Annotated in this window: 25 protein-coding genes; 3 read left to right on the plus strand and 22 right to left on the minus strand. The window is 33.8% G+C overall.

Annotation, left to right across the window (positions count from 1 at the left end):
- The first annotated feature begins 124 nt into the window (after window positions 1-124).
- Entirely contained in the window at window positions 125-985 is an 861-nt protein-coding gene (locus tag NGI30_RS05915; RefSeq protein WP_251943020.1) for a hypothetical protein, read from the plus strand.
- Between the two features lie 148 nt (window positions 986-1,133).
- Here NGI30_RS05915 and nucI read toward each other — a convergent pair whose 3' ends face one another.
- A complete protein-coding gene (gene nucI / locus NGI30_RS05920) occupies window positions 1,134-1,664 on the minus strand; it encodes a thermonuclease NucI (protein ID WP_251516671.1) in 531 nt (176 codons plus the stop codon).
- Window positions 1,665-1,832: 168 nt separating this feature from the next.
- Here nucI and NGI30_RS05925 point away from each other — a divergent pair, with 168 nt between their 5' ends.
- Complete coding sequence (locus NGI30_RS05925) at window positions 1,833-2,012, plus strand: LapA family protein (RefSeq protein ID WP_251943022.1); 180 nt, start codon at window positions 1,833-1,835, stop codon at window positions 2,010-2,012.
- 78 nt (window positions 2,013-2,090) lie between these two features.
- Here the strand turns inward: NGI30_RS05925 and NGI30_RS05930 are convergent, their stop codons facing one another.
- The 5 genes from NGI30_RS05930 to hflX form a co-directional block, all read right to left on the minus strand.
- Window positions 2,091-2,288: a hypothetical protein gene (locus tag NGI30_RS05930; RefSeq protein WP_251516665.1), complete on the minus strand. Its 198-nt coding sequence runs from the start codon at window positions 2,286-2,288 to the stop codon at window positions 2,091-2,093.
- Between the two features lie 271 nt (window positions 2,289-2,559).
- Window positions 2,560-3,900: a type I glutamate--ammonia ligase gene (gene glnA / locus NGI30_RS05935; protein WP_251516662.1), complete on the minus strand. Its 1,341-nt coding sequence runs from the start codon at window positions 3,898-3,900 to the stop codon at window positions 2,560-2,562.
- 17 nt (window positions 3,901-3,917) lie between these two features.
- A complete protein-coding gene (locus NGI30_RS05940) occupies window positions 3,918-4,289 on the minus strand; it encodes a MerR family transcriptional regulator (RefSeq protein WP_251516659.1) in 372 nt (123 codons plus the stop codon).
- Between the two features lie 253 nt (window positions 4,290-4,542).
- Complete coding sequence (locus tag NGI30_RS05945; RefSeq protein WP_251943025.1) at window positions 4,543-5,781, minus strand: methionine gamma-lyase family protein; 1,239 nt, start codon at window positions 5,779-5,781, stop codon at window positions 4,543-4,545.
- 15 nt (window positions 5,782-5,796) lie between these two features.
- Window positions 5,797-7,032, minus strand: a complete 1,236-nt coding sequence (gene hflX, locus NGI30_RS05950) for a GTPase HflX (protein ID WP_251519021.1) — start codon at window positions 7,030-7,032, stop codon at window positions 5,797-5,799.
- A 103-nt stretch (window positions 7,033-7,135) separates the two neighbouring features.
- Here hflX and NGI30_RS05955 point away from each other — a divergent pair, with 103 nt between their 5' ends.
- The gene (locus tag NGI30_RS05955) at window positions 7,136-7,609 is read left to right on the plus strand and encodes a glutathione peroxidase (RefSeq protein ID WP_418128572.1); all 474 of its coding nucleotides are present in this window, start codon (window positions 7,136-7,138) and stop codon (window positions 7,607-7,609) included.
- Between the two features lie 155 nt (window positions 7,610-7,764).
- Here NGI30_RS05955 and hfq read toward each other — a convergent pair whose 3' ends face one another.
- The 16 genes from hfq to NGI30_RS06035 all read right to left on the minus strand — a co-directional run bounded on the left by hfq (window position 7,765) and on the right by NGI30_RS06035 (window position 26,779).
- Window positions 7,765-7,977: an RNA chaperone Hfq gene (hfq, locus tag NGI30_RS05960; RefSeq protein WP_251516650.1), complete on the minus strand. Its 213-nt coding sequence runs from the start codon at window positions 7,975-7,977 to the stop codon at window positions 7,765-7,767.
- Window positions 7,978-7,985: 8 nt separating this feature from the next.
- Entirely contained in the window at window positions 7,986-8,930 is a 945-nt protein-coding gene (miaA, locus tag NGI30_RS05965; protein WP_251516647.1) for a tRNA (adenosine(37)-N6)-dimethylallyltransferase MiaA, read from the minus strand.
- 5 nt (window positions 8,931-8,935) lie between these two features.
- Window positions 8,936-9,865 (minus strand): alpha/beta fold hydrolase, encoded by a 930-nt coding sequence (locus NGI30_RS05970; protein WP_251516643.1) that lies wholly within the window; start codon window positions 9,863-9,865, stop codon window positions 8,936-8,938.
- A gap of 219 nt (window positions 9,866-10,084) precedes the next feature.
- Window positions 10,085-11,758 (minus strand): glycerol-3-phosphate dehydrogenase/oxidase, encoded by a 1,674-nt coding sequence (locus tag NGI30_RS05975; RefSeq protein ID WP_251516640.1) that lies wholly within the window; start codon window positions 11,756-11,758, stop codon window positions 10,085-10,087.
- A 144-nt stretch (window positions 11,759-11,902) separates the two neighbouring features.
- Entirely contained in the window at window positions 11,903-13,402 is a 1,500-nt protein-coding gene (gene glpK / locus NGI30_RS05980) for a glycerol kinase GlpK (protein ID WP_251943027.1), read from the minus strand.
- Window positions 13,403-13,570: 168 nt separating this feature from the next.
- Window positions 13,571-14,389: an MIP/aquaporin family protein gene (locus tag NGI30_RS05985; protein WP_251516634.1), complete on the minus strand. Its 819-nt coding sequence runs from the start codon at window positions 14,387-14,389 to the stop codon at window positions 13,571-13,573.
- A 364-nt stretch (window positions 14,390-14,753) separates the two neighbouring features.
- A complete protein-coding gene (locus tag NGI30_RS05990) occupies window positions 14,754-15,287 on the minus strand; it encodes a glycerol-3-phosphate responsive antiterminator (RefSeq protein WP_418128566.1) in 534 nt (177 codons plus the stop codon).
- A gap of 12 nt (window positions 15,288-15,299) precedes the next feature.
- Entirely contained in the window at window positions 15,300-17,264 is a 1,965-nt protein-coding gene (gene mutL / locus NGI30_RS05995; protein ID WP_251516628.1) for a DNA mismatch repair endonuclease MutL, read from the minus strand.
- Between the two features lie 12 nt (window positions 17,265-17,276).
- Window positions 17,277-19,925, minus strand: a complete 2,649-nt coding sequence (mutS, locus tag NGI30_RS06000; RefSeq protein WP_251943031.1) for a DNA mismatch repair protein MutS — start codon at window positions 19,923-19,925, stop codon at window positions 17,277-17,279.
- A 418-nt stretch (window positions 19,926-20,343) separates the two neighbouring features.
- A complete protein-coding gene (thiW, locus tag NGI30_RS06005; RefSeq protein ID WP_251516620.1) occupies window positions 20,344-20,832 on the minus strand; it encodes an energy coupling factor transporter S component ThiW in 489 nt (162 codons plus the stop codon).
- A 29-nt stretch (window positions 20,833-20,861) separates the two neighbouring features.
- Complete coding sequence (locus NGI30_RS06010) at window positions 20,862-21,221, minus strand: YlbF/YmcA family competence regulator (RefSeq protein ID WP_251516617.1); 360 nt, start codon at window positions 21,219-21,221, stop codon at window positions 20,862-20,864.
- The gene (gene miaB, locus NGI30_RS06015) at window positions 21,221-22,762 is read right to left on the minus strand and encodes a tRNA (N6-isopentenyl adenosine(37)-C2)-methylthiotransferase MiaB (RefSeq protein WP_251516614.1); all 1,542 of its coding nucleotides are present in this window, start codon (window positions 22,760-22,762) and stop codon (window positions 21,221-21,223) included. The genes NGI30_RS06010 and miaB overlap by 1 nt, the downstream gene beginning before the upstream one ends.
- Before the next feature lie 287 nt (window positions 22,763-23,049).
- Entirely contained in the window at window positions 23,050-23,346 is a 297-nt protein-coding gene (locus NGI30_RS06020) for a thiamine-binding protein (protein ID WP_251943034.1), read from the minus strand.
- A gap of 70 nt (window positions 23,347-23,416) precedes the next feature.
- Window positions 23,417-24,040, minus strand: a complete 624-nt coding sequence (locus NGI30_RS06025; RefSeq protein WP_251516608.1) for a poly-gamma-glutamate hydrolase family protein — start codon at window positions 24,038-24,040, stop codon at window positions 23,417-23,419.
- Window positions 24,041-24,151: 111 nt separating this feature from the next.
- Entirely contained in the window at window positions 24,152-25,018 is an 867-nt protein-coding gene (locus tag NGI30_RS06030) for a 2-oxoacid:ferredoxin oxidoreductase subunit beta (RefSeq protein ID WP_251943036.1), read from the minus strand.
- The gene (locus NGI30_RS06035) at window positions 25,019-26,779 is read right to left on the minus strand and encodes a 2-oxoacid:acceptor oxidoreductase subunit alpha (RefSeq protein WP_251943038.1); all 1,761 of its coding nucleotides are present in this window, start codon (window positions 26,777-26,779) and stop codon (window positions 25,019-25,021) included.
- Window positions 26,780-26,817 lie beyond the last annotated feature (38 nt).

Consider the following 26,817-nt stretch of genomic DNA (forward strand, 5'->3'; position numbering starts at 1 on the left):
GTTAGCACTTGATTAATTAATTACCCATCATTGATTACGTCTAATGATTAAGTAAAACTAATGAGAATTTTTTGATGCCTTTACGTATAAGTACACAAATTATTAACGATGAGGATGATTTTTTATGGTATTAGTCAATTCATTAATAGTTGTCATAATTATTCTAATTGCGGCAATTTTCATTAACAAACATTTTTTACAACGACGTATTGATGCAGAAAATTACGCCAATAATCAAATGGTGGCTAGACTCAGTTCAATTAGAAGAGAAAAACTATCGCTTAAAAATCAGATGTTACATTTTGATGGGAATACAGATGTACATCATCATGGTTTACGCAAAGCAAAGCACGTATTAAACGATATCTTTTCTGAGTATAAAGATAATCATACGATTGAACACTTTGAAATTATAGGCACTGATAAACTTGCAGTAAAGCACCCTCTTTTTGAAAATATGAGACCTTTTGATTATGTTGTTATTTCTGACAAAGGTATTTTCAATATTGATGTGAAAAGTTGGAAACAGAAAACATTTTACCACTTTACAATTGATCCTAAAGCTGACCTACCACCAGAACGTATCGATTTAAATCAAATTGTTGGGCGTTATGTTGCTACACAATATCATAGTCAATTCCAATCATCACGCCCATCAACTTATACTTTCACCGAACAAATTAAGCAACATTCTGTTATTTATGATTTTTACGATTATGATCCTTATGAAACAGCAGCTGTTAAAACAAGAGAGCTTGAAAATAAACTCGATCAAAATTTATCATCTAAAATCAAGAGTGTCGGATTAGTTTACTTTACTGATGGTAGTGTAAATATTATTGAAGGACCTAAAGAAAAAGAAAACAATGCCGAAACAGTTTCTTCAAAATCATCATTAAGAAACGTAATTGGTGAAACAATTAATCAATCAAAAACAGGTCTATCTAATGAAGAATTTGATAATATCGTTGCACAGTTTCATTAAGTATAAGTGACTAATAAAAAACCCAATCTCATATAGTGAGGTTGGGTTTTTTATACGCACAAACTGAGGATACTGCATTATCGAATCAGTTGTCGTATACTATCTCTTCTTCATTTACACAAAAGCCTTTGTGAAAAATTGTTACTTATTATGAAGCCCAGATGTTAATATTTTTTTGTTGAGCATGGCGTTCTTCTTTTTCTAACAGACTTCTATATTTATTATTCGGCGCATAGTATTTTTCTCGAGCCAGTCCTTTTTCAATTAACTCTTGATTATACATGTTCTTTTTATCCATCCACACGTAAGCTAACGTTCGTCCATACTGGTCATGTTTCTCTTGATCATATTCTAAGTATACATTCTTGTTTGTTAGATGTGATTTACTATAATTAGACGCCTTCTTACCATATGGTTGAACAGCTGTATGTGGTTTCACTGTCTCAGGTGTATCAACTCCAATGAGTCTCACTTTAAGTTTATGATGTTGTTGGTCATGCGCTACAAAAGTATCACCATCTACCACTCTGTCCACATGAACGCGATCCATTGACTTTTTGTCTTTTGTGCCAGTATGATTTCCTTTAAATGGACCAGAATGGTTAATAATTTGGAAAAATAATACACCTACAATGATAATTAAACTAACAATTGCTATTATTTTTTTCGAATTTTTCATTTTTACTCCTCTTTAAAAAAACATTCCAAATTATCATAAATAAATCTTTTTTATACGTCAATAACTAATAACTTAACCAATCAACTTTCGATTAGTCTAAAATAGACTCGCTTTATTTCAATAATATCTTCATATATAATAGTTATGTTAGGAGTGAACGTGTTAATTATGAAAAATGAAAATTTAGTTTCTACTATTGCAATTATAGTTGCAATTATTATTGGAATCATATTACAAGTACAGTTTCAATTACCTTTATTAGTTTCTGCTGTTGTTGCAGTTTTCTTAGGGATTTTCGTCGGTTTTATAATAGTAATGGTGCAATCGATTATAAAAAAAGAACAATAAATAAAGTTACAGCGATGCCAGAAATCATTAAAAAATAATGGATTTCTGGCATCGCTCTTTTTATCTCTTTATTTTTATTTAAGCTTCTTTCACAAATGTTAGAATCGCATTAAATTCTTGTTCTTCAGCTGAAAACTTAGTGATACTTTGTTGATTAATTGTAGAATCTAGTAATTTATAATTTGAAAGTTCTTCTTGTCCGAGCATTTCATTTATCTTTTGCTCTAATTGTGTAAGTTCACTAGCATTTACTGTCATTAATTTAACTTGTTGCATATGGCACGTCTCCTTTATTAAATTTTCATTATAAAAAATACTATTTTTATATGAGTCTAAGACAAAAATAGATGCTTCAGACTCTTTAACATTGAGTGGGAATACGAAATCTCTGTCCCATTTCTTAATTTAATTTCACTATATAGTTATTGTACCCATTTTGCACCCAAATGACTCCAAAATATATGTGGGTACAAAAAAACGATTCCCATTATCCAAATTGAATAACACGAATCGCTTATTATCAGTAATTTTCCCTCTTGTTTAGCACCTAGTATTGTTTAATATATTGTTCTCTTTCCCATTCAGAAACTTGAGTTCTGTAATAATCCCATTCGATTGATTTTGAGTTAACGAATTGATTATAAATATGGTTACCTAATGCATCTTTAATAGATTCATTGTCTTTCATAGCTTTAATTGCTGTATATAAAGTAGAAGGTAAATCTTGGATACCAACCGCTTCACGTTCTTCACGATTCATTTCATAAATGTTTTGATTTACTGGTTCAGGTACTTCTAATTTATTTTTAATACCGTCTAGACCTGCTTTTAAGATAGCTGCAAGTGCTAAGTAAGGGTTAGCTGCTGGGTCTACTGAACGTACCTCAACACGTGTTGATAACCCACGAGAAGATGGTACACGAATTAATGGAGAACGGTTCTTACCACTCCAAGCAATGTAACAAGGTGCTTCGTAACCAGGTACTAAACGTTTATATGAATTTACAAGTGGGTTACATACTGCAGTGAATCCACGTGCATTTTTCATAATACCAGCTAAGAAGTGGAATGCATCGTCTGTCATTTGCATGTCGCCATTTGGATCGTAGAATGCATTTTCATCACCTTTGAATAGTGATACGTTGAAGTGCATACCACTACCGTTCACACCGAATAATGGTTTTGGCATAAACGTTGCATGTAAGTTATGTTGACGCGCGATTGTTTTTACAACTAATTTGAATGTTTGGATGTTGTCACAAGCTGTAATTGCATCAGCATATTTGAAATCAATTTCGTGCTGACCAGGCGCTACTTCGTGGTGACTTGCTTCGATGTCGAAGCCCATGTCTTCTAATTCTAATACGATATCACGTCGACAATTTTCACCTAAGTCTGTAGGTGCAAGGTCGAAGTATCCACCGTCATCGTTTAATTCTAAAGTAGGTTCACCTTTTTCATCTAATTTGAATAAGAAGAATTCTGGCTCAGGTCCAAGATTGATATCTGTGTAACCTAATTCTTGCATTTCATCTAAAACACGTTTTAAATTAGCACGAGGGTCACCTTCGAATGGTGTACCGTCAGTTTTATAAACATCACAGATTAAACGCGCAACTTTACCTTGTCCAGCTGTCCATGGGAAGATTACCCATGTATCTAAATCTGGGTATAAATACATATCTGATTCTTCGATACGAACGAAACCTTCAATTGAAGATCCGTCGAACATCATTTCGTTGTTTAATACTTTATCTAATTGACTTACTGGAACCTCTACATTTTTAATGATACCTAAAATATCTGTAAATTGTAGACGTAAGTATCTTACGTTTTCTTCCTTAGCAAACTTTTGAATATCTTCTTTACTAAAAGTACGTTCTGGCATAATCTATGTCCTCCAGTCTATTTTTTGATAAAACGTGATAAATCACCACGATTTATCGGAATCGCTTCTCGTTGCGGTTTCTGTGTAGCTTCTACTATCATTTTTTTCCGTGTTAGTTGTTCATCGTCAGAGAGATGTTCTTGTTCATTATGTATGATTTGTTTTATGCCTCTCATATTAAAGCCTTTTTCAATGAGGCTTTTTATTTCTAAAAGGCGTTCCAAATCATTTAATGAAAAAAGTCGTTTATTCCCTTCTGAACGTTGAGGTTTAATTAGTTCATGTGTTTCATAGTAACGAATTTGTCTCGCAGATAATTCGCTTAACTTTGTGACAACACTCATAGAGAAGACAGGCATATTTCGTCTTAATGTATCATTGGACTGCATTCCTATCACCTCTACTTTTGAACTTGTATTTAATTTAGCACATTCAACATGCAATTTCAAAAATATGTCAGGTTTTCTAACATCATTGCCAAAACGTTGATATAACTGTGATTCAAAAGCTAATTTTTATTTCAGATAAAAAAACAACCGAAAGTTATGTTAAAAAATTAAAAAAATCCATATTCATTCACGAATAATTAACGTAAATTTTTCGTGAAAATATGGATTTTACATCTGACATTATAATACGTTATTAAATTAATTGCTCTTTTTGAAGTCTTTCTGCTGCTCTAGATACTGCAAGTTTAACGTGTTCATATGTTAAACCACCTTGTACGTAGGCTTCATATGGTGGTCGAATAGGTCCGTCTGCCGAAAGTTCAATAGAGGACCCTTGCACAAAAGTACCTGCAGCCATAATGACATCATCTTCATATCCTGGCATATAGGCAGGTTCAGGGCTAAAGTGTGCATTAATTGGTGAAGCATGTTGTATGCTTTGGCAAAATTGAATCATTTGTTCTTTTGTATCAAATTCAACCGTTTGAATTAAATCGGTTCTCGGTGCGTCATATTTAGGGTTTGTTCGCATGTTCATTTTCTCTAATAATAAACTTGTGAATAGTGCACCTTTCAAACTTTGGCTTACAACGTGTGGCGCTAAGAAAAATCCTTGATACATTTCTTGTAATGAATTCAATGAAGCACCTGCTTCTTTACCTATACCTGGTGCTGTGAGGCGATAGCCACAACGTTCGATTAATGATGCTTTACCGGCAATATAACCCCCAATTTTAGCTAACCCGCCACCTGGATTTTTAATAAGTGAACCAGCAATTAAGTCAGCTCCACATTCAATCGGTTCACGACGTTCTACAAATTCTCCATAACAATTATCTACAAAGATAATAATATTAGGGTAATGTGTCTTGATTTTTTCTATTGCCGCTTCAATTTCATTTAACCCTATTGATGGGCGTTGATCATAGCCCTTTGATCGTTGTATGGCAATCATTTTAGTTTTGTCATTTATCGATCGTAATACACGGTCAACATCAATGGTACCCTTGTTTAAGTCAACTTTGTTATAGCTCACACCGTGTTCCTGCAAACTTTCAATACCATTACCATTTATACCGATGACTTCTAATAAAGTATCATATGGATCACCAGTGATATATAATAATTCATCACCATATTTCAAAGTGCTTTGCAAAGCAATAGTAATCGCATGCGTGCCTGAAATAATCTGAGGTCTTACAATCGCATCTTCAGCTTTAAAAGTACGAGCATATATTTCTTCTAAATGATCACGGCCGAGGTCATCATAACCATAACCTGTTGTACCTTGTAAGTCACTTTCTGTTGCTTTCACTGCATGGAATGCATCTAAGACCTTTTCTTGATTTTCATATGCGATTGTTTCTATCTCTTTAAAATACGGTGCTAATGTTGTTTCAACTTCATTTATTAACTTCTTTATTTCAGTCATGATGTATAACTTCCTTTAATCATTTTTATAGCCTTTAATAATAAATTGTTCATTATCTTCATCAAAGTTTAACTCACTCACTAAAGTATGTTGCTTTAAATAATACAATCTTTCGGCATCAGCACTTGCTACATGTTCTTCATAGTATGTGAGCGTTTGTTTAATTTGCTCGAATAAAAAGTCTTTCACTTTTTGAATATCTTCTTGATTTGTAGTAGAAACAAAAATAGATGAAGGAGAAGCTGGAGGCTCTACCTCTGTACATAAATCCTTTTTATTGTATATCACCGCTTGTGGTATATCTCCCATATCTAGATCTTTAATAATTTCATTTACCGTTTCATATTGAATACGGTATTCTGGATGACTGCGATCCACGACATGTAGCAAAAGATCAGCATCTTTCGCTTCTTCCAATGTAGATTTAAACGCGGCAATTAATGTTGTTGGCAACTTCTGAATGAATCCAACCGTATCCGATAAAATTAGATTGAAACCTTCATTAATTTGTATTTGACGCGTCTTAGGATCAAGTGTAGCAAATAGTAAATTCTTTTCATATGTTGATTCGTTTGCCAATACGTTAAACCAAGAAGATTTACCTGCGTTTGTATAACCAACTAACGCTATCTGATAAACATTGTTTTTTTCTCTGTGTTCTCTATAACGTTCACGATGATCTATGACTGTTTGAAGCTGATGTTTAATTTCGTTCATTCGTGTTCTAATATGACGTCTGTCCATTTCAAGTTTCGTTTCCCCAGGACCACGTGTTCCAATACCGCCGCCTAAGCGAGATAAACTACGACCATGTCCTTGAAGTCTTGGCATAAGATATTCTAATTGTGCTAATTCAACTTGTAATTTACCTTCTTTACTTCTCGCTCTTAAGGCAAATATTTCTAATATTAACTGTGTACGATCAATAATTTTTACATTTAAATTACCGTTTAAAGTTTTCGATTGTGCTGTCGTTAATTCATCATTAGTGACTACTACGTCAACATCATGATGTTGAATATAGGCTTGTATTTCTTCTAATTTACCTTTACCTACATAATATTTATGATCGACTTGATGTCGATTTTGTGAAAATTGTGTTTGCACGTTTAGTTGGCAAGTCTTTGAAAGTGATTCAAGTTCTACCATTGTCGAATCAAAGCGATTTTCATCTTCTGATTGCACATGTACGCCAACGAGTATGGCTGTTTCGTATTGTTTATCTGTAGAATGTAATTTTTGTTGGGTCATCATATGCACCTCGTTTCATAGTTTTCTTAGCCATTCTATCATAGTGTGTACTTCAAGACTATAGGCTTCAATTGTGTTAAATTTAATTTAAGAGGTGATGGAAATGAATATTTATGATATTGAAGTTCAAAAAACAAATGGAGATACGTATCAATTAGAGGATTACAAAGGACAAGTAATGTTAATCGTTAACACTGCGAGTGAATGTGGTTTCACGCCTCAATTTGAAGGTTTGCAACAACTGTACAATGAATATAAAGACCAATCGTTTGTTGTTTTAGGATTCCCATGTAACCAATTTGGCGGTCAAGAACCAGGTACTGGTGAAGAGGCCACACATAATTGTAAAATCAACTACGGTGTTACCTTCCCTATGCATGAGAAGATTGATGTTAAAGGCGAGCATCAACATCCTTTATTTAAATTTTTAACTGAAGCACAAAATGGCTTTTTAAATGAAAAGATTAAATGGAATTTCACAAAGTTCTTGATAGATAGAGAAGGTAACGTTGTTAATCGTTTCGCACCACAAAAGAAACCTGAACAAATTAAGGCTGAAATTGAAGATGTACTTTAATCGTAAATTTTGAGACAAAATTTTATATTAAAAATAATGAGAGTCTGAGACAATAAATTATTGTCTCAGACTCTTTTTCATTAAGTGGGACTACGAAATGTCAGTTAAAAAAATCGATTTCAGTCCCATTCCATCGTTTTGTTTTTAATAATTAATTATTCTTCAGCATCATCAATGGTAAATGTACTAATAGCATGCTTATAAATCAGATGTTGTTTTCCTTGTGATTGTAAGCAAACTAAGTACTTGTCATAATCCTCAATGATTCCTTTCATTTGGAAGCCATTGATTAAAAAAACGACGACTTTCGTTTTTTCATCCCTAAATTGGCCTAGGAATTTGTCTTGGATGCTTTCATGTTTAATCATTCTTTGTGTTACTCCTTTGTCTTTATTAGGGCGGAAACTTCTTCTAACATTAATGATAGTGAACGCTGCTCTTTATCTAACCATACAACATCTAGTTTATTTTTAAACCATGTCATTTGGCGCTTTGCATAATTTCTTGAATGCTGCTTTAAAATAACTGCTGCATCCTCTAAATCCATCTCGCCTTTCACTACGGGCACCATTTCTTTATAGCCAATCGCTTGCATACTTTGACATGATTCGTATCCTTGGTTAACGAGCTGTTCAACTTCATTTAATAATCCGCGTTCCAACATTATATCAACGCGTTCATTTATGTTTTGATATAAAGTATTACGCGACATTTCTATCCCTAGTAATAATGTATCATAAATTAGGTCGCCATGTTGCATTTTCTTGCGAGAACTTAAAAGTTTTTTTGTTTTTAAATAATATTGTATGGCTCTTACTACTCTTTTTCTATTATTAGGGTGAATATCGCGTGCCGAATCTTTATCAAATGTTGCCAAATATGCATGAAGTTCATCATTAGACAATTGTTCTAGTTGCTTTAATTTCGCTTCAACACGTTCGTTCTCTTCATCAGAAATCGTTTCATCATCGAAGTCGTAATCATAAATTAATGATTGAATATACAAGCCAGTCCCACCTGCAATGATGGGTGTACGACCTCGCTCAGTAATTTCAGATATGAGTCGTTGTGCTCGTTCTTTAAATGCATAAGCTGAAAAGTTATCGTCTGGTTCTAAAATATCAATCATATGATGTGGTACAGTATTCATTTCTTCCTTAGAAACTTTGGCAGTACCTATGTCCATCTGTTTGTATACTTGCATCGAATCGCCACTAATAATTTCACCATTGAAACGTTTTGCAAGTTCGATACTGAAGTCGGACTTCCCCACAGCTGTCGGGCCTACGACAACTATGATAAAAGGTTTACCGTCTCTCATATAAGTCAACTCTCTCTATCTTTTAAAATTTGTTTCTCTATCCATTCATACATATGTTGCCAAGTTGTTTCACAATCATTTTCCAACAATATCTCATGTCTCTTATTTTTATACAATTGAACGGTAATATGTTGAATACCAGCTTGTTTATAAATCTTGCCTAATCGACGGATGCCATTGCCATATTCACCTAATGGATCTTCTTTCCCTGATATAAGTAAAATAGGTAAATTTGGATTCAACTTTTTCATTACTTTAGTTTTGCTTGTAGTAATTTGTTGTTTAACAACTTGGTATATTAATTGGTTGGAAACAAGAAATCCTGAGTTAGGATCCTTTTCATAACGTTTTACTTCATTTCTGTCACTTGAAAGCCAATCATTATCTGAATGAACGTTTTTAATATTTTTATTAAACGATTTATACATAGAATTATTTAACCATTTCATGCGACGATTTTTGCCGCAGAAAATTGTAATTAACTTTAATGCAATCATAGCCGGAATACTCTTTAACTTGGAATGTTGCATTGTACCGATGAGGATTAATCCCTGTGCAGCATGAGGATATCTATAGGCAAAAACTCGTGCAACCATGGAACCCATTGAATGACCTATCACAATATAAGGTATATCATTATAACGTGTGCAAATCGTTTGTGCGATTTCATATGTATCGTCAGCAGCTAACTCTAAATTTTGAATATGTCCTTTTTGCTTTTCATCGAGGTGTTTACCATGACCTCTATGATTATGCCTAATAACATCGTAGCCTTGCTGATTCAATGATTTTATTAATTTATCGTATCTACCCATATGTTCAGACATTCCATGCAGAAAATGCACAACACCAATTGTGTCATGCTTTGCTTTGTCTCGTTTAACTTCTAACATGGTCCCATCTGAAACTGTGATAAAAAATTCATTCTCATTCATTTCTTTGCCCCCAAAAACAAATGTCAATTCATATGTATTGTATGTTCAATATACCTTTAAGATACTATGTTATCAAATAGTTAGCAACAAGTTAATTGATTTAAAATTTTCTAATTCGTTATCTTAACACTCAAAAAAGCCAATCAGAGTAAAAACTCTGATTGGCTAACCATATGCAATATTTCAAACTACCATTCATTATTAGGTACAGAAGCTTTATTATTCTTTAACAGCTGGTTGGTTGTTACCTGATTGAGCTTCATCAATAGCTACTTGTAATTCTTTAGTATATTGAACTTTCTCGATGTTTGAGTAACCTAATAATTCAGTCATAATATCGATTACTCTATCTTTATATTCTAATACGTCATCGATTTTGAAGTATAATTTACCTGTACGACGGATAAAGAAGTCAGTTGGACGATAAACCATTTCATTTTGAATTGAATAAACAAGTTCTGTATAAATATCTAATGGAATACCTGACTCTTGATATTGTGCCGTTTGTGCGATCTTGAATAAATCTTCAGCATTTGAACCGTATTTTGAAGCGAAATGACGAGCAATATCTTCATCGATTTGATAAGCTTGAGCATCTTTTACTTTTTCTTCTACAAAATGTTCAAAGTTTTTACTGCCGCCAACATCTCCGCCTGAAATTGGTAAGTTTTTAGTTTCACATTTTTTGAATTTTAATCCATATTCTGATTTTAAGCGTTTAGAAAGTAAGTCAACGATTTCTAAAGCCATGTGACGATAGCCAGTTAATTTACCGCCAGCGATTGTAAGAAGACCTGATTTACCTTCCCAAACTTCGTCTTTTCTTGAAATTTCAGAAGGGTCTTTACCTTCTTCTAAAATTAACGGTCTTACACCAGCCCATGATGATTCAATGTCATCATCAGTAGCTTCAACTTCTGGGAACATGTAATTGATAGCATCAATTAAATAATCTCTGTCTTCTTGTGTTGGTAGTGGTGATGTTTTGTCATTATCATAGAATGTGTCTGTTGTACCAACATATGCTTTACCTTCACGTGGAATCGCAAAGATCATACGGCCATCTTTTTCAGTATCAAAGTAAACTGCTTGACCTAATGGGAATTTAGATTGATCGATAACAATGTGAACACCTTTAGTTAAACGTAATTGTTTATTGTTACGAGCATAGTCTCCGCTACGTACTTCATCTACCCATGGACCACTTGCATTAATTACTTTTTTAGATTTAATTGGATAAGTTTCACCATTGATTTGGTCTTCTACATGAATACCATTAACTTTTTCATTTGTATCATAAGTGAAATGTACTGATTTAGTATGATTAAGAATTGTCGCGCCTTTTTCTTCAGCACGTTTCATAACTTCGATTGTTAAACGTGCGTCATCTGTACGATATTCAACGTAAGAACCGCCACCTTTAAGACCATCTTTTTTAACTAATGGTTCTTTTTCTAAAGTTTGTTTTGAGTTTAACATTTTCTTACGTTCAGATTTTTTTACACCAGCAAGTCTATCATACATTGCAAGGCCAAGTGATGTTGAGAATTTACCGAATGTTCCACCTTTATGCATAGGTAAAAGCATACGTTCTGGTGTAGTTACGTGTGGACCATTTTCGTATACAATCGCACGTTCACGACCTGTTTCAGCTACAACACCAACTTGGAATTGTTTTAAGTAACGTAAACCACCGTGTACTAATTTAGTTGAACGAGAGCTTGTTCCTTGTGCAAAGTCTTGCATTTCTACTAAAGCTACTTTCATACCTCTTTGGCTAGCATCTAAAGCAATACCAGCACCAGTAATTCCGCCACCAATAATGACAACATCATAAGTTTCGTTTTTTAAATCATGCTTGATTTGTTCTCTTTTTAAAGTTGATAAACTCATACCTTTGCGCCTCCTAATATATTAAAAAAAGAGAGACCCTTCCCATACATATATAAATTGTACGAACAGAGTCTCTCTTTTCTCGTGTCTTATTATTAACTTACCCTTATTATAGCATAATTAACAAGAAATAGTCTAATTTTATTATTCTTCAGGTTTGAATACTTGTGTAGCTTCTACTGCTTTCTTCCAACCTTTATATAATTTTTCTCTTTCTTCTTCTTGCATTTCTGGTTTAAATTCTTTTTCGATTTTTCTACGATCTTCAATTTCGTCTTTATTTTCCCAGAATTCAACTGCAAGTCCAGCTAGATATGCTGCACCTAAAGCAGTCGTTTCATTAATCTCAGGACGTTCAACACCTACATTTAATAAATCTGATTGGAATTGCATGATGAAGTTATTTTTAACAGCACCACCGTCAACACGTAAACTATTTACTTTGATGCTTGAATCTTTTTCCATTGATTCTAAAACGTCACGTGTTTGGTAACAAAATGATTCCAATGTAGCACGGATGAAATGTTCTTTTTCAGTACCACGTGTTAATCCGAATACTGCTCCACGTGCTTCAGCATCCCAATATGGTGTACCTAGACCAACAAATGCAGGTACGACATATACACCTTCAGATGATTCTACTCGCTCTGCATAATTTTCAGATTGTGGAGCTGAATTAATCATTCTTAATCCGTCTCTTAACCATTGAATTGCTGAACCTGATACGAAGATTGAACCCTCAAGTGCATAATTTACTTTTCCATCTAATCCGTATGCAATAGTAGTTAATAATCCACTTTCTGAGGCTACTGCTTCTTCACCAGTGTTCATTAACATGAAACCGCCAGTTCCGTAAGTGTTTTTAACGTCTCCACGGTCGAAACAAGCTTGACCGAATAATGCAGCTTGTTGGTCACCTGCGATACCTGCGATTGGTACCTCTTGACCATAGAAATGATAATCGATTGTGTTCGCGTAAACATCACTTGATTCTTTAACTTCAGGTAACATTGATTTAGGGATGTCTAATATTTCTAATAATTCGTCATCCCATTCTAAATCATGGATATTGTAGATTAATGTACGGCTAGCATTTGTATAGTCTGTAATGTGGGCTTTACCGCCTGATAACTTCCATACTAACCATGAATCAATTGTACCGAATAATAAGTCACCATTTTCAGCTTTTTCTTTTGCACTGTCAACATTGTCAAGAATCCATTTAACTTTTGTTCCTGCAAAGTAAGGATCTAGTAAAAGACCAGTCTTTTTACGGAATTTATCTTCCAATCCTTTATCTTTCAACTCTTGGCAAATACTTTGTGTCTGACGAGATTGCCATACAATCGCATGATAAATTGGACGGTTTGTCTTTTTATCCCAAACTACTGTCGTTTCACGTTGGTTTGTAATACCGATACCTGCAATTTGATCTGCACCGATATTTTGTTCATTTAACACTTCAGCAATAACCGCTAAAACTGAAGTCCAAATTTCATTCGCGTCGTGTTCAACCCAACCTGATTTTGGAAAATACTGCTTAAATTCACGTTGCGCAACGCCTACAATTTCACCATCTTTATTGAATAAAATTGCTCTAGAGCTTGTTGTACCTTGGTCAATTGATAAAATATACTTTTCCATCTTCATACACTCCCTATTACTTCTGTTTGATGACACAATCTTATATGTAGTAATCAGACATCAATTACAAATATTACACTCAATAATATATTCCCATCAAGTTTTTTAATCAAACTTTTACTAGAATGATTGATTGTAACTTACTAATGTTCGACATACCCAATAAAATTAATAGACAGATTCAATATCTTTATTTTTTTTAGATTTATTTAACACAACGCCTAGAACTAACGTTAAGATTAATACTACAATCCCTACAACTGACATTGCATCAAATGCACCTTTATAAAATAATCTATAAATTACCGCACCGATCATACCACCAGCAATAGGTCCTAATACCGGTACAATCGCATAGCCCCAATTTGATTCACCTTTACCTGCGATTGGTAAGATAGCATGTGCAATACGAGGTCCTAAATCACGAGCAGGGTTAATCGCATAACCAGTTGGTCCGCCTAAACTTAAACCAATTGCTACGATTAATCCACCAACGATTAATGGGTTTAACCCATCAGCAATTTTATTTGTTCCAATGAAAAGTAATCCTAATGTTAAAATTGCAGTCCCAACAATCTCAGTTAAGAAGTTTGCAAAGTAGTTCTTAACAGTCGGTGCTGTAGAGAAAACGCCTAATTTAGCATCTTTATCTTCTGTATGTTTCCATTGTGCTAAATACGCTAACCAAACTAGAAACGCACCAAAAATACCACCAAGAATTTGACAAATAATATAACCTGGAACCATTGACCATTTCAATGCTCCATCCATGGCGAATGCTAACGTTACAGCGGGATTTAAATGTGCACCAGATACGCCACCTACCGCATAAGCTCCCATAGTAACTGCAAGTCCCCAACCTGCAGCAATAACAATCCAATCAGCACCGTGTCCTGCACTTCTCTTTAAGTTAACGTTCGCACAGACACCGCCACCGAACAAGATCAGAATTGCTGTTCCCAAAAATTCAGCAAAAAATACATTCATTTATATTCCTCCTAAAAAGAGACAAGGAGATCCCCACAATTGTATCCAGTGATGAACAACCGTTCTCGATACTGTAGAAATCTCCTATCTCTGTTCTAATTATTAACTTGATTTTATATTATACTTTCTTTGTAAGCGTTGTCAACATCTTTTTTATTTTCTCTCTCATTTTAAAAATTAAAAACTTTATCTTAATATTGGTTTAGTTTGTTTTTATAAAAATTGAATGATGTTAAATTATTTGATAAACCAAGCGTTTTCAAATGATTTAAAACTCATTTATACATATTTAATTACCAAATTGATGATGTTTATTTTAAAAATAAATCTCAATAATAATAAAAAAAGCGCAGAACTTTATGTTTTACCATAAAGTTCTTGCACTCGTAGTAATATATCTCGCACCATTTTCAATGGCTAAATCCACTTCTTCTACTTCATTTATTAAACCGCCTGCGATGACATCTGTTTGGGTCTCTTTATTAATGATATTTATAGCTTTAGTAGCTATTCCAGGTAACACTTCAACGAGATCAGGCTCTACGCGTTTAATAAGTTGAATGCTGCGTTGTAACGCTTGGCTATCTAATATAAATACGCGAAAAACTGTAGTAGTGCCTAATGATTTGGCTTTATTTATTACTTTCGTCTTTGTAGAGATGATGCCCTTAGGTTTATATGTTTGAATTAAATATTCACAAGCAAATTCGTCGTGACTCATACCTTTGATCAAATCAACATGTAAATAAAATCCTACATGATGTTTATTTAATAATTCTATAATGCTTTTAACATGACCGACATGCATATCCAACAAAACACAAGAAGTATAATCCGTTTTGATTAGCTTTTCTAAATCTTTCATTGACCTTACAGCTGGTAAAATATGGGGTTTCACTTTTTTCATCTCCTACATAATTCGTTTAAAGAGTCGTTCCAATTCATAATTTGAAAAGTTAATAATAATCGGTCTACCATGCGGACACGTAAATGGATCTTCAGTTTCACGTAATTGATCAACAAGATCTGACATTTCATTATTTTTCAAATAGTGATTGGCCTTAATTGATTTTTTACAGCTCATCATTATAGCCGCTTCTTCACGAATCCTTTTAATATCTACCTTTTTATGTTCTAATACATATTCAATCATATCTTTAATGATTTCTTCTACTTCAACACTTGGAAACCATACAGGATAACTATCAACGATATAATCGTTGCCACCAAACGGTTCTAAATGCACGCCTACTCGATCTAATTCATTAATATGTTGTTGAATTATGAACATTTCATCTTTTGAAAAATGGAAAGTTAATGGTATCAATAAGTTTTGTACTTCGTTTGAAACTTCCCCAATTTTTTCACGGAAATATTCATATTTGATTCGTTCTTGTGCTGCGTGTTGATCAATCATATACATGCCATTTTCATTTTGTGCAATGATGTAAGTCCCATGAACTTGCCCAACGACTTCCATATATGGTACACGGCGAGATGGATCTTTACTTATAGCACCTTTGATATCTGATTGTTCAGCAATATCATCATTTTTTTCGTCTAATTGTTGATGTTCTAAGTCATACAATATTTCGCGTTGAGATTTAGTATATCCGTCTTTATTCGATAATTGTTCTTGTATTTTTGAGTCTTCTTTTGTTGTTGATTGATATGACATATTATCGGAATCTTCATATTCCATGCCTGATTTTTTAGCGTCGTTATTTTCTGCATCACCTTGCTCATCATTTTCCTGTTGTTGAGCAACCTTGGTGTCATTTAAATGTGATTGTTGTTGTCTTTTTTCAAAATCAATCTTTTGTTGTTCAAATTGGTCGAGTACTTTATTTTTTTGTGCTATTTTATCCATATCATTGTGAGGGATTAATATACGATCTTTAAAAGCTTCCCTAATTTTATCCACAATAAGTTCAAATAATTGATCCTCTTTTGATAATCGTACTTCTAATTTAGTCGGATGCACGTTCACATCAACTAATATTGGATCCATCTCAATATTAATATAACAAATCGGATATCGACCAATCGTTAAAAGCGTATGATACCCTTCTAAAATTGCTTTATTTAACAAAAAGTTTTTAATGTAACGGCCATTAATGAAAATAGAAATATAATGTTTGTTACTTCTAGAATGTTCAGGTTTAGCAACAAATCCTTCTAAATGGTAGTCACTTGTATCACCTGAAATGTGAACGAGGTCTTTCGCAACCTTCATACCGTAAATTTCAGCCATAACCTCGTTTGTTCGACCTGAGCCATTCGTTTTGATGATTGTTTTGTCATCAGAAACAAGCGAGATTCGAATATCTGGATGACTCATTGCCATGCGATTAACGATATCAGTAATTTTTCCTAATTCTGTATATAAACTTTTAATATATTTTAAACGCGCGGGTGTATTATAAAAGAGCGATTCAACTAAAATATCTGTGCCTCTTTTAGCTTTTGCTGGCTTGCGTTCAAGTATTTGACCATTTTCCACATAGATCTGTTGTCCTTCTTCTTCATCAGTACAAGTTTGTAATGTAACTTTAGCTACTGACGATATACTGGCTAATGCTTCACCTCTAAAACCTAAAGTCCTTATATGAAATAGGTCATCGTCAGCGTCTAACTTACTCGTAGCATGACGATGAAAGACTAAATCCAAATCATCTGATTGAATACCTGTTCCATTATCAACGACACGAATAGATTGTACACCCGCTTCTTTTACTTCAATATTAATTTCTGTTGCTTTCGCATCAATCGCATTTTCAAGCAATTCCTTTACGACAGAACCGGGTCGCTCAACGACTTCACCGGCTGCGATTTTATTTGCCAAAGAGGTTTGTAATTCTTTAATTTTACCCATGAAACTTCACCTCTATTTTAATTCTTTTTGTAATTCACTCAATTTTATTAATGCCTCAATCGGTGTCATATTTGAGATATTTAAAGACTTTATTTCATGTTCAATTTCACTATATTGTGCTGGTTTATCAAATAAATCAAATTCTGGTTGTTCGAATTGATTTTCGTAATTATGTTCGTTTGCGTGGTTTTCAGTTTGATTTAGGCGTGCATTTTGAAGGTTTTGTTGGTTAACATTTTCAGAAGATGCATCAGTTTCAGATTGAAGTTGATGTACAGCAACATCAGTTTGGTGTTTATCTTCGGTTTCAAATGCTTCTAAAATGACTTGTGCTCTGTTAATAATTTCATCTGGTAAATCTGCTAGTTTAGCTACTTGAATACCATAACTATCATCTACAGCCCCATCTTTCACTTTATGCAAGAAGATTAACTCTCCATGATATTCGTTCGCTGCGACGTGTACATTTTTCAAACAAGGTAATGACTGATCTAATGTTGTTAATTCATGATAATGTGTTGAGAATAATGTCTTAGCATGAGAAGTGTTGGCCACATATTCAATCATCGCTTGAGCCAATGCAAGACCATCATACGTTGATGTACCACGACCGATTTCATCAAAGATAATTAAACTATCTTCGGTCGCATTTGCAAGTGCTTTCTGTGCTTCTATCATTTCTACCATAAATGTACTCTTACCAGAAACTAAATCATCTGCGGCACCGATACGTGTAAATATTTGATCGAAGATAGGTAAAGTGGCGTCATCACATGGTACAAAAGAACCCATTTGAGCCATAATACTTATAATTGCCACTTGTCTCATGTACGTAGATTTACCCGACATATTAGGACCAGTGATTAAGTAAATAAAGGTTTCTTGATCTAAAGCACAATCATTTGGTACATAATCATTATGATCCATGACACGTTCAACAACAGGATGACGTGAATTGGTTAAATTCAAGGTCTTATCTTCACTAAATGTAGGACGCGCGAAATTATATTTTTGTGCTATTTCTGCAAAGCTTTGTAAACAGTCAATTTCTGAAATAACTTTAGCTTGTTGTTGTAATTGACTCGTATATGCTTTAATTTGTTCTCTTAATTGTACAAACAATTGATATTCTAATTCAATCGCCTTATCTTCTGCACCTAAAATAATATCTTCTTTCTCTTTTAATTCATCCGTGATAAAACGCTCAGCATTTGAAAGTGTTTGTTTGCGTTGATAACCATATTGAGTTGGGTCAAAACCTTGTAAATTTGCTCTTGTTATTTCAATAAAGTAACCAAAAACCTTATTAAAACTAATTTTTAGTGATTTTATACCTGTGCGTTGTCTTTCTTTCGTTTGTAATTCTGCTAACCAACTTTTACCATTTTTAGACGCTTCTAGAAATTCATCTAATTGTTGATTAAACCCATGTTTAAAGAGGCCACCATCTTTAACAGAAATAGGTGGTTCTTCAACTAAACTTTCTTCTAATAACGAAAGTAAATCGTCCAATGGCTCCAATTGCTGAAATTGAGTTGTAGTTTGAGAATCGAAAGTATCAAGTAATGATTTAATATTTGGTATTTCAGCAATAGAATGCTTGAGTTGAATTAAATCACGCGCATTGACATTCCCATAACTTACGCGCCCAACAAGACGTTCAATATCATAAACTTGATTTAAATATCCTCTTAAAGTATCACGTTCAATAAAGTGATTCATGAATTGGTCAACAGTTTCTAAACGTGCATTGATTTGTTGCTTATGAATTAATGGGCGATCTATCCATTGTTTAAGACGACGTGCTCCCATTGGCGTTTTCGTTTCGTCCATTAACCATAGCAATGTTCCTTTTTTACTCTTTAAACGAATACTTTCAGTTAATTCAAGATTACGTTTTGCATAGAAATCCATTTTCATAAAGTCAATGGCTTCATATTTTACAACATCTTCTATATGTGAAAGATCTCTTTTCTGAGTATGATGAATATAGTCTAATAAAATTTGTGTTGCTTTATACATGACGCCATCTTTAGATGTATTGACCTTATACATAACATCTGATATTTCAGGTGTCACAGTAATCGTCTCTGTTGTTAGACTGATTTGTCGTTTTAAGGCTTCCGTCAACGCTTCATGTACAACAATTTCATTCGGATTGATCGTTGTGATCTCATTCATTAAAGTTGCTTCGTCTTTAAAATGAGTCACCTTTAATTCACCTGTTGAAACATCACAATAGCTTAATGCGTAATCCTCATTGCTTTTAATAAAGCTTAAAATATAATTGTTTTGTTTTTCATCGATACCATTTTGATCCATTACTGTACCTGGCGTTATGATGCGAACAACTTCACGATGTACCATACCTTTGGTCTGTTTAGGATCTTCCATCTGCTCGCATATCGCAACTTTATAGCCGTTTTGGATTAACGTTTCTATATAACTATCTGCTGAATGGTAAGGTACACCACACATTGGAATTGGGTTGTCTTTTTTAGCATCTCTCTTTGTCAAAGTAATTTCAAGAACCCTCGCTGCTTCTTTAGCATCTTCAAAAAACATTTCATAGAAATCGCCTAATCTAAAAAAGAGTAAACAATCTTGATATTGTGATTTGATCTTCAAATATTGTTGCATCATTGGCGTTTGGTTTGTCATTATCTATTTCACAATCCTTCTGAATAGTATAGTATAAGCATTTTTAATTTGGGTTATGTAATGCTTTCTATATTAAAGTGTTACAGTAACACTAATTATTTCGTTTGATATTCATACTTATTAAATGTTGAAATTTTATTTTTTATCCCGTACACATTTGGAAATGAGGCAGAAATCGACTTTTCTTTTAGAGATTTCATAGTCTCACTCCGTTTGTAAAAAATCTGAGACATCTATTTTTGTCTCAGACTCTATTAACTATTAAATTTTAACATATGTTAAATCTCTAGCCCATTTATTTATTTTTCAGCAATGTTTATTTTGTTTACTAATATAGCCCTCATTTTAATAAAACCTATATGCTAAACACAAAAAGCACGTTTAGACTCATTCACCAATCTAAACGTGCGCTTTCAAATTATAAATAACGTTGTAATATGCCTCGACGTTTCAATATCATTAATATCATATAACTGATGATTGCACCGATGACACTTGATACGACGAACGCTAACATTAATGGTTTAATTGCGACATCACCGAATCCTAACACCCAAGCCAATGGGATACATAAAATACTTCCGATGATGCCAGTACCAATGATTTCACCTACTGCCGCCATAAATATATGCTTTCTATAATGATAAAAACCACTTGCAAGTAGTACACCGATCATACTACCTGGGAATGCAAACACACTACCTGTACCAAAAGTGATTCGTAAAATCGAGGAAATCAATGCTTGTGCAAGTCCAAACCATGGCCCGACAAAGACCGCACATAATACATTGATTAAATGTTGGATTGGTGCAGCTTTAACGGGTCCTAACGGAATGACTACAATGCTACTTAATACTACATTGAGGGCAATGAATATTGCTGTAAATGTAAATTTTTTCATTGGCATGTGTATCATTCCCTTTCTCTTAAGTATTTTCAGTCATTCTTTTCTTGTTCTATATTTAATCGATCAGCCATTGTGTCGATCATCATTTGTAATAATTCATTCGCTTCTGCCTGTGATTCCCTAAATTCTTCTACAATTGGCATTACGTTGATGTTTTCTTCTATATCTTGAATTTTATTTTCTGATTGCTTAAGTGCTTCAAGCTTACCGTAGTTTTGTAAATTAACTGATTGCTTTTGGTTTTTCTTTAAATCTTTCATACGGTCAGCAACCCGTGGATTGTTGTGGATTTGTTGTTCAACATTTTGATAGGCTTTAACTGTTTCTAACGCTTCAATTTGCTTGCTTAAATCATCCGCCGCTTTAAGAATTTCATCTTTTTCATACATTATACTGTCACCATGTTGCTTTCGCTTTCACGCAAATACGTACCATTTAATGAGTATTGTTTCGCTTCATCAACTTGAACTTCAACAATTTTACCGATTGCAGACTTCGGACCTTCAAAGTTAACTAATTTATTTCTTTCAGTATAACCTGCAAGTACATTATCGTCTTTCTTACTTGTACCTTCACACAATACTTTGACTACTTCACCATCGTACTGTTGGAGAGCTTTTTCAGAGTAATATGAAACCTTTTTATTTAAGCGCTGTAAACGTTCTTTTTTCACGTCTAATGGTACATTGTCTTTCATTTTAGCGGCTGGCGTACCATCTCTTTGTGAATAAATGTAAGTATAAGCATGTTCGAATTCAACTTCATCATACAATGTCAATGTTTCTTCAAACTGTTCTTCAGTCTCATTTGGATAGCCAACAATTATATCAGTTGTTAAGGCAACGTTAGGAATCTTAGCTTTAATACGTGCTACTAAATCTAAGTAACTTTCACGTGTATATTTACGTCCCATAATTTTCAATACGGCATCATTACCTGATTGTACTGGTAAATGAATATGAGGAACGATGTTGCCGCCTTCAGCAATAACATCAATCATATGGTCTGTGAAATCCCATGGGTGACTCGTTGTAAATCTAACGCGTGGAATATCAATTTTACTAATATCTTCTAATAAATCTCCTAAACCATATTCTAAATCATCAATATCTTTACCGTATGAGTTAACGTTTTGTCCAAGTAGCGTAATTTCTTGATAACCTTGGCGGGCTAAATCACGCACTTCTTCGATAATATCATGAGGACGACGGCTACGCTCTTTACCACGTGTAAACGGCACTATACAATATGTACAGAATTTGTCACAACCGTACATGATATTGACCCAAGCCTTTATGTTGCCTTCTCTTACTTTAGGAAGATTTTCAATGACATCCCCTTCTTTAGACCATACTTCAACGACCATCGCTTTAGAAAGATATGCTTCTTCTAAAATTTCTGGTAAACGATGAATGTTATGCGTACCGAAAATCATATCGACATTTTGGAATGACTTTAAAATCTTGTTTACGACAGACTCTTCTTGTGACATACAACCGCAAACGCCAATAACTGTTTCTGGTTTTTCTTTTTTTAAATGTTTTAAATTACCAATTTCACTGAAAACTTTATTTTCAGCATTTTCACGAATCGCACAAGTATTGATCAATATAACATCAGCTTGATTAATGTCATCAATTGGAGTATAACCTAGAGCACCAAGTATACCCGCCATAACTTCTGTATCATGTGCATTCATTTGACAACCATATGTTTTTATTAAAAATGTCTTACCTTTACCCATATTGCGATATTTCTCATCGATATGGAAATCATGATTATATTTAACTTCTTCTTTACCACGCTTTTTAGCTTGTTTTAAATTAGGTGGCTGATAAACGTGTTCAAAGTACTTACTATAATCTTTTTCTTTTTTATCACGTTCGGCTAAAATGTCGATCGAAGTACCTTTTCTTTGTTCTTCATTCACTTTACAAAATCCTTTCTATATCATAAAAAACTAAACATATCCCTTAATATGATCTATTTATATATGCAAAATTATTATTAATTCTGTTAATTTCTATGCGTAATCATTACTACATTATATTAAATATTTAGCTAAAGTGCAAAATGTCTTTGAATATGTACGTGATAGATAAATAGAAGTTCAGTAACAGATAACAATATATAGAGAGTGCACTAAAAATAAAACACTATCTACTCCTTTAATGAATAGATAGTGTTTTCGACATAATGTGATAATCTAAAAATATTTTAGTTTTCGTCATATTTCCCTGTTAATATTTCTATTGAGATACCTTCAGGAACGTGATAAAACTTCACTTGACTAATGGTACTTGGAACTTCTAATTCAACCATACGATCATGTAATTTTTGAATAAGTATTAGGCACTCGCTCATTTCACCTTGAACCGTTGTTTCTAAAGCCCCTACTCTATACTTTAACCCAGATTGATCAATAATTTTAATTGCTTCATCTACATAAGGAATAACGTCTTCACCGTTAGCTGGTTTTGGGATAATTTGAATACTCATTAATGTATCATGCATATAAGACATCCTTTACTTTAAGTTTATTTGCTCAATTAATTATTTCTTTCTTAATATCATCATATGCATATTATCTTTCTTGTTCAATAGCTTTTATAAGTGCCTCTGCGAAATCAAACATGAAATCGTCCCAATTATCTTCATTTTCTCTATGATGTAGGCTGAACTTTTTATTTTTAAAGAAATCTTTTCTTAATTGTTCTGTTAACTCAAGTTGTACGCCTGCACCTTTTTGACAACGATTTACAAAATTTGCTTTCCCTTTACCATCAATGTGACGCGGCGCTGGCTTAACTACAACTTCAATTTCGGATAAAGTTTGCTCTATTTTTTCAATAAGTGAATCATCATTGCCACCAATATAAACTTCAGGTTGATCTCCTTTACAACCATGCAAAGAAACAGCAATGTCGTTTTGCTCTACCATTTCATTTAAAGTCGGGTCATCAAAGTGTTCAGACGTAACATGTAATTCATTATTTTTATTCTTTCTAATACCTTTAAAAGTGTAAAAGTTGTAATCTCCTTTGTCACTTACACAACGTCCTAGTTCAGTCGTCCCTCTCTCAATCGCACCACCGTGTACAGCAGTTATGAGAATAGGTTGATCTGACTTACGTACTTGAACTTCCCAGTCTACGCCTTGTTCCATTTCATCAAAGAGTTCAGTCATCGATTTAAAACGGTCTACCATTTAAAACGCTCCTTTAAAGTTTAGTAAAACAAAAAATAGTCGACACTACACAAATATTTCGTTTATATCTGTATAGTATCAACTATTTAATTAAGTTAGTAGTTTAACCGTTTATATAAATTGTTTTTTCAATTCTTCAAATTGATTTGCTTCTAACTGAATATCTTTTTTAGCTAACGGTTTGCCTTCCATTTCAGCAATTTGTGACTCAAATGAAGGGGTTTCTTTATCTTGATATACAATGCCTTTAATTAACGAATCATATTCAAGTACTTTTTGAGAAGCTACTGATTTATCTGTAACATCGTATCCTTCAATATCCTCGATATCAGTTAAATTTTCTTTAAACCAATCATACGTATTCACTTTATTGTATGTGACACATGGTGAGAATACATTCACAAATGAGAAACCATCATGGTTTATAGCTTCTTCTATCATTTTCGTAAGTGCTTTAATATCACTTGAGAAGCCTTGTGCTACAAATGTTGCTCCAGAAGATAGTGCAAGTTCTAATGGTGCGACATTTTGCTCGATATTACCTTTTGGCGTAGATTTAGTCACGAATCCTTGCGCGGAAGATGGTGAAGTTTGGCCTTTTGTAAGTCCGTATATCTGATTATCCATTACTATATACGTAATATTCATATTTCTACGTAAGGCATGTATCGTATGTCCCATACCTATTGCGTAACCGTCACCATCGCCACCTGATACAATGACATTTAAATCTCGGTTAGCCATTTTCACACCTTGAGCTAGTGGAAGTGCACGACCATGAATACCGTGCACGCCATAAGCATTCACGTAACCTGATAAACGCCCAGAGCAACCGATACCTGTAATTAATGCAACTTCTTCAGGTTCTAACCCTACATTTGCTGCTGCTTTTTGAATTGCTGCTTGTACTGAGAAGTCACCACAACCAGGACACCAATTCGGTTTAACATTGTTTCTAAAATCTTTAAATGTTGCCATTTATACCAACTCCTTTAGGTCTTTGGCAATTTCTAATCCCTTTGTCTCAATTTCTTTAGGAAGGAATGGCGTACCATTATATTTCGTTTGGTTTACTAATTTATCGCCTACATTGACATTCATCTTAATTATATTTGCAAGTTGTCCTTGGTAATTGTGTTCAATGACAACCACTTTAGATGCTTTATCTATTGCTTGTTGAATTGTTTCTTTCGGGAATGGATGGATTTGTCTAATTTGTAAATGGTTCACACTTACACCTTGTTGCTCTAATCGTTGCTTACCTTCTTGAATCGCACCTTTAGTTGAGATAAATCCGAGATATAAAATATCTGCTTCGTCGTGTTGCGTATCTGCTTCTACTGGATCTTCTATGAGTAAATGCTCAGTTTTACGCATACGTTTTTCCATTTGTTGTTGTCTATTTTCTGCCGCTTCACTCGTTTTACCTTCTTCATTGTGTTCAACACCTGTTACATGGTGAATACCACCTTTTGTTCCTGGAACAGGACGTGGTGATATACCACTTTCAGTTAAAGCGTAACGTTTAAAGTATGCTTTATCTCCTTCATCTCGTTCAATTTCTGAATCGATAAGTTCACCGCGGTTGATTGAGATTTTATTATAATCTAAATCTTCAACTGTTTGTTTACCTAATGATAATTGTAAATCACTTAAAATGATTACAGGACACTGATAAATTTCAGCTAAGTTAAATGCCTCTGTTGTTAGATAAAATGCATCTTCTGCATCAGTAGGTGCCACAACAATCTTAGGTATATCACCATGTGTACCATAAATCATTTGCATTAAATCAGACTGTTCTTGCTTAGTTGGAAGTCCAGTAGATGGTCCACCTCGTTGTGTATTAACGACAACAAATGGTGTTTCAGTCATCCCCGATAATCCGATTGCTTCCATCATTAATGACAATCCTGGTCCAGCACTCGCTGTAAAGGCACGAACGCCTGCATAGTTTGATCCAATTGCCATATTAGCAGCAGCAATTTCATCTTCAGTTTGTACGACCGTACCACCAACTTTAGGTAGATTTTCAATCATATATTCCATGATTTCTGAAGCAGGTGTAATTGGGTAAGCAGCCATAAATCTAGCACCGCCTGACAATGCACCTAATCCTATCGCATCATTACCTATCATATAAAGATGAGGTTGCTTCGTCGTTGCTTCAAGTTCATAATCACCTTTGATTGTTTCTAGATGCTCAGTCATTAATTTATATCCTTCATGCAGCGCTTGTATATTCATCTCTACAACTTTTTCACCTTTTTTACTAAACATATTAGTGATGAGAGATTCAAAATCTTCAGTTTCTAAATGCATTACTGCACATGTAGCACCTATAGCAACCATGTTTTTCATTAAAGCTGTGCCGAGTTCTTTTGCGGTTGCTGTAAATGGTAAATCTATTAATTGAGCCTGACAGTCTTCTGGTTTTTCAGGCTTTGCTTTACTATCCGCGATAATAACACTATCTGATCGCATTTCATGGTGGTTAACTTCTATTGTTTCTTGATCAAATGCAATCAATATATCTAAGTCGTCACTTATTGCATGAACGGGTGTTGTAGATACTCTAATTTTATTATTGGTATGTCCGCCTTTAATTCTACTTGAAAAATGACGATAACCATATAAATAGTATCCTTTACGGTTCATTGCAGTTGCGAAGATTTCTCCTGTTGATTCGATACCTTCACCTTGTTGACCGCCCACTTTCCATGATACTTGTGATTTCATATCATCTTGCCTCCTAGTGGTAATTTCTTTTATATTTA

Origin of the sequence: Staphylococcus sp. Marseille-Q5304, from assembly GCF_943737015.1 — a bacterium.
In the GTDB taxonomy this organism is placed as follows: Bacteria; Bacillota; Bacilli; order Staphylococcales; family Staphylococcaceae; genus Staphylococcus; species Staphylococcus hsinchuensis.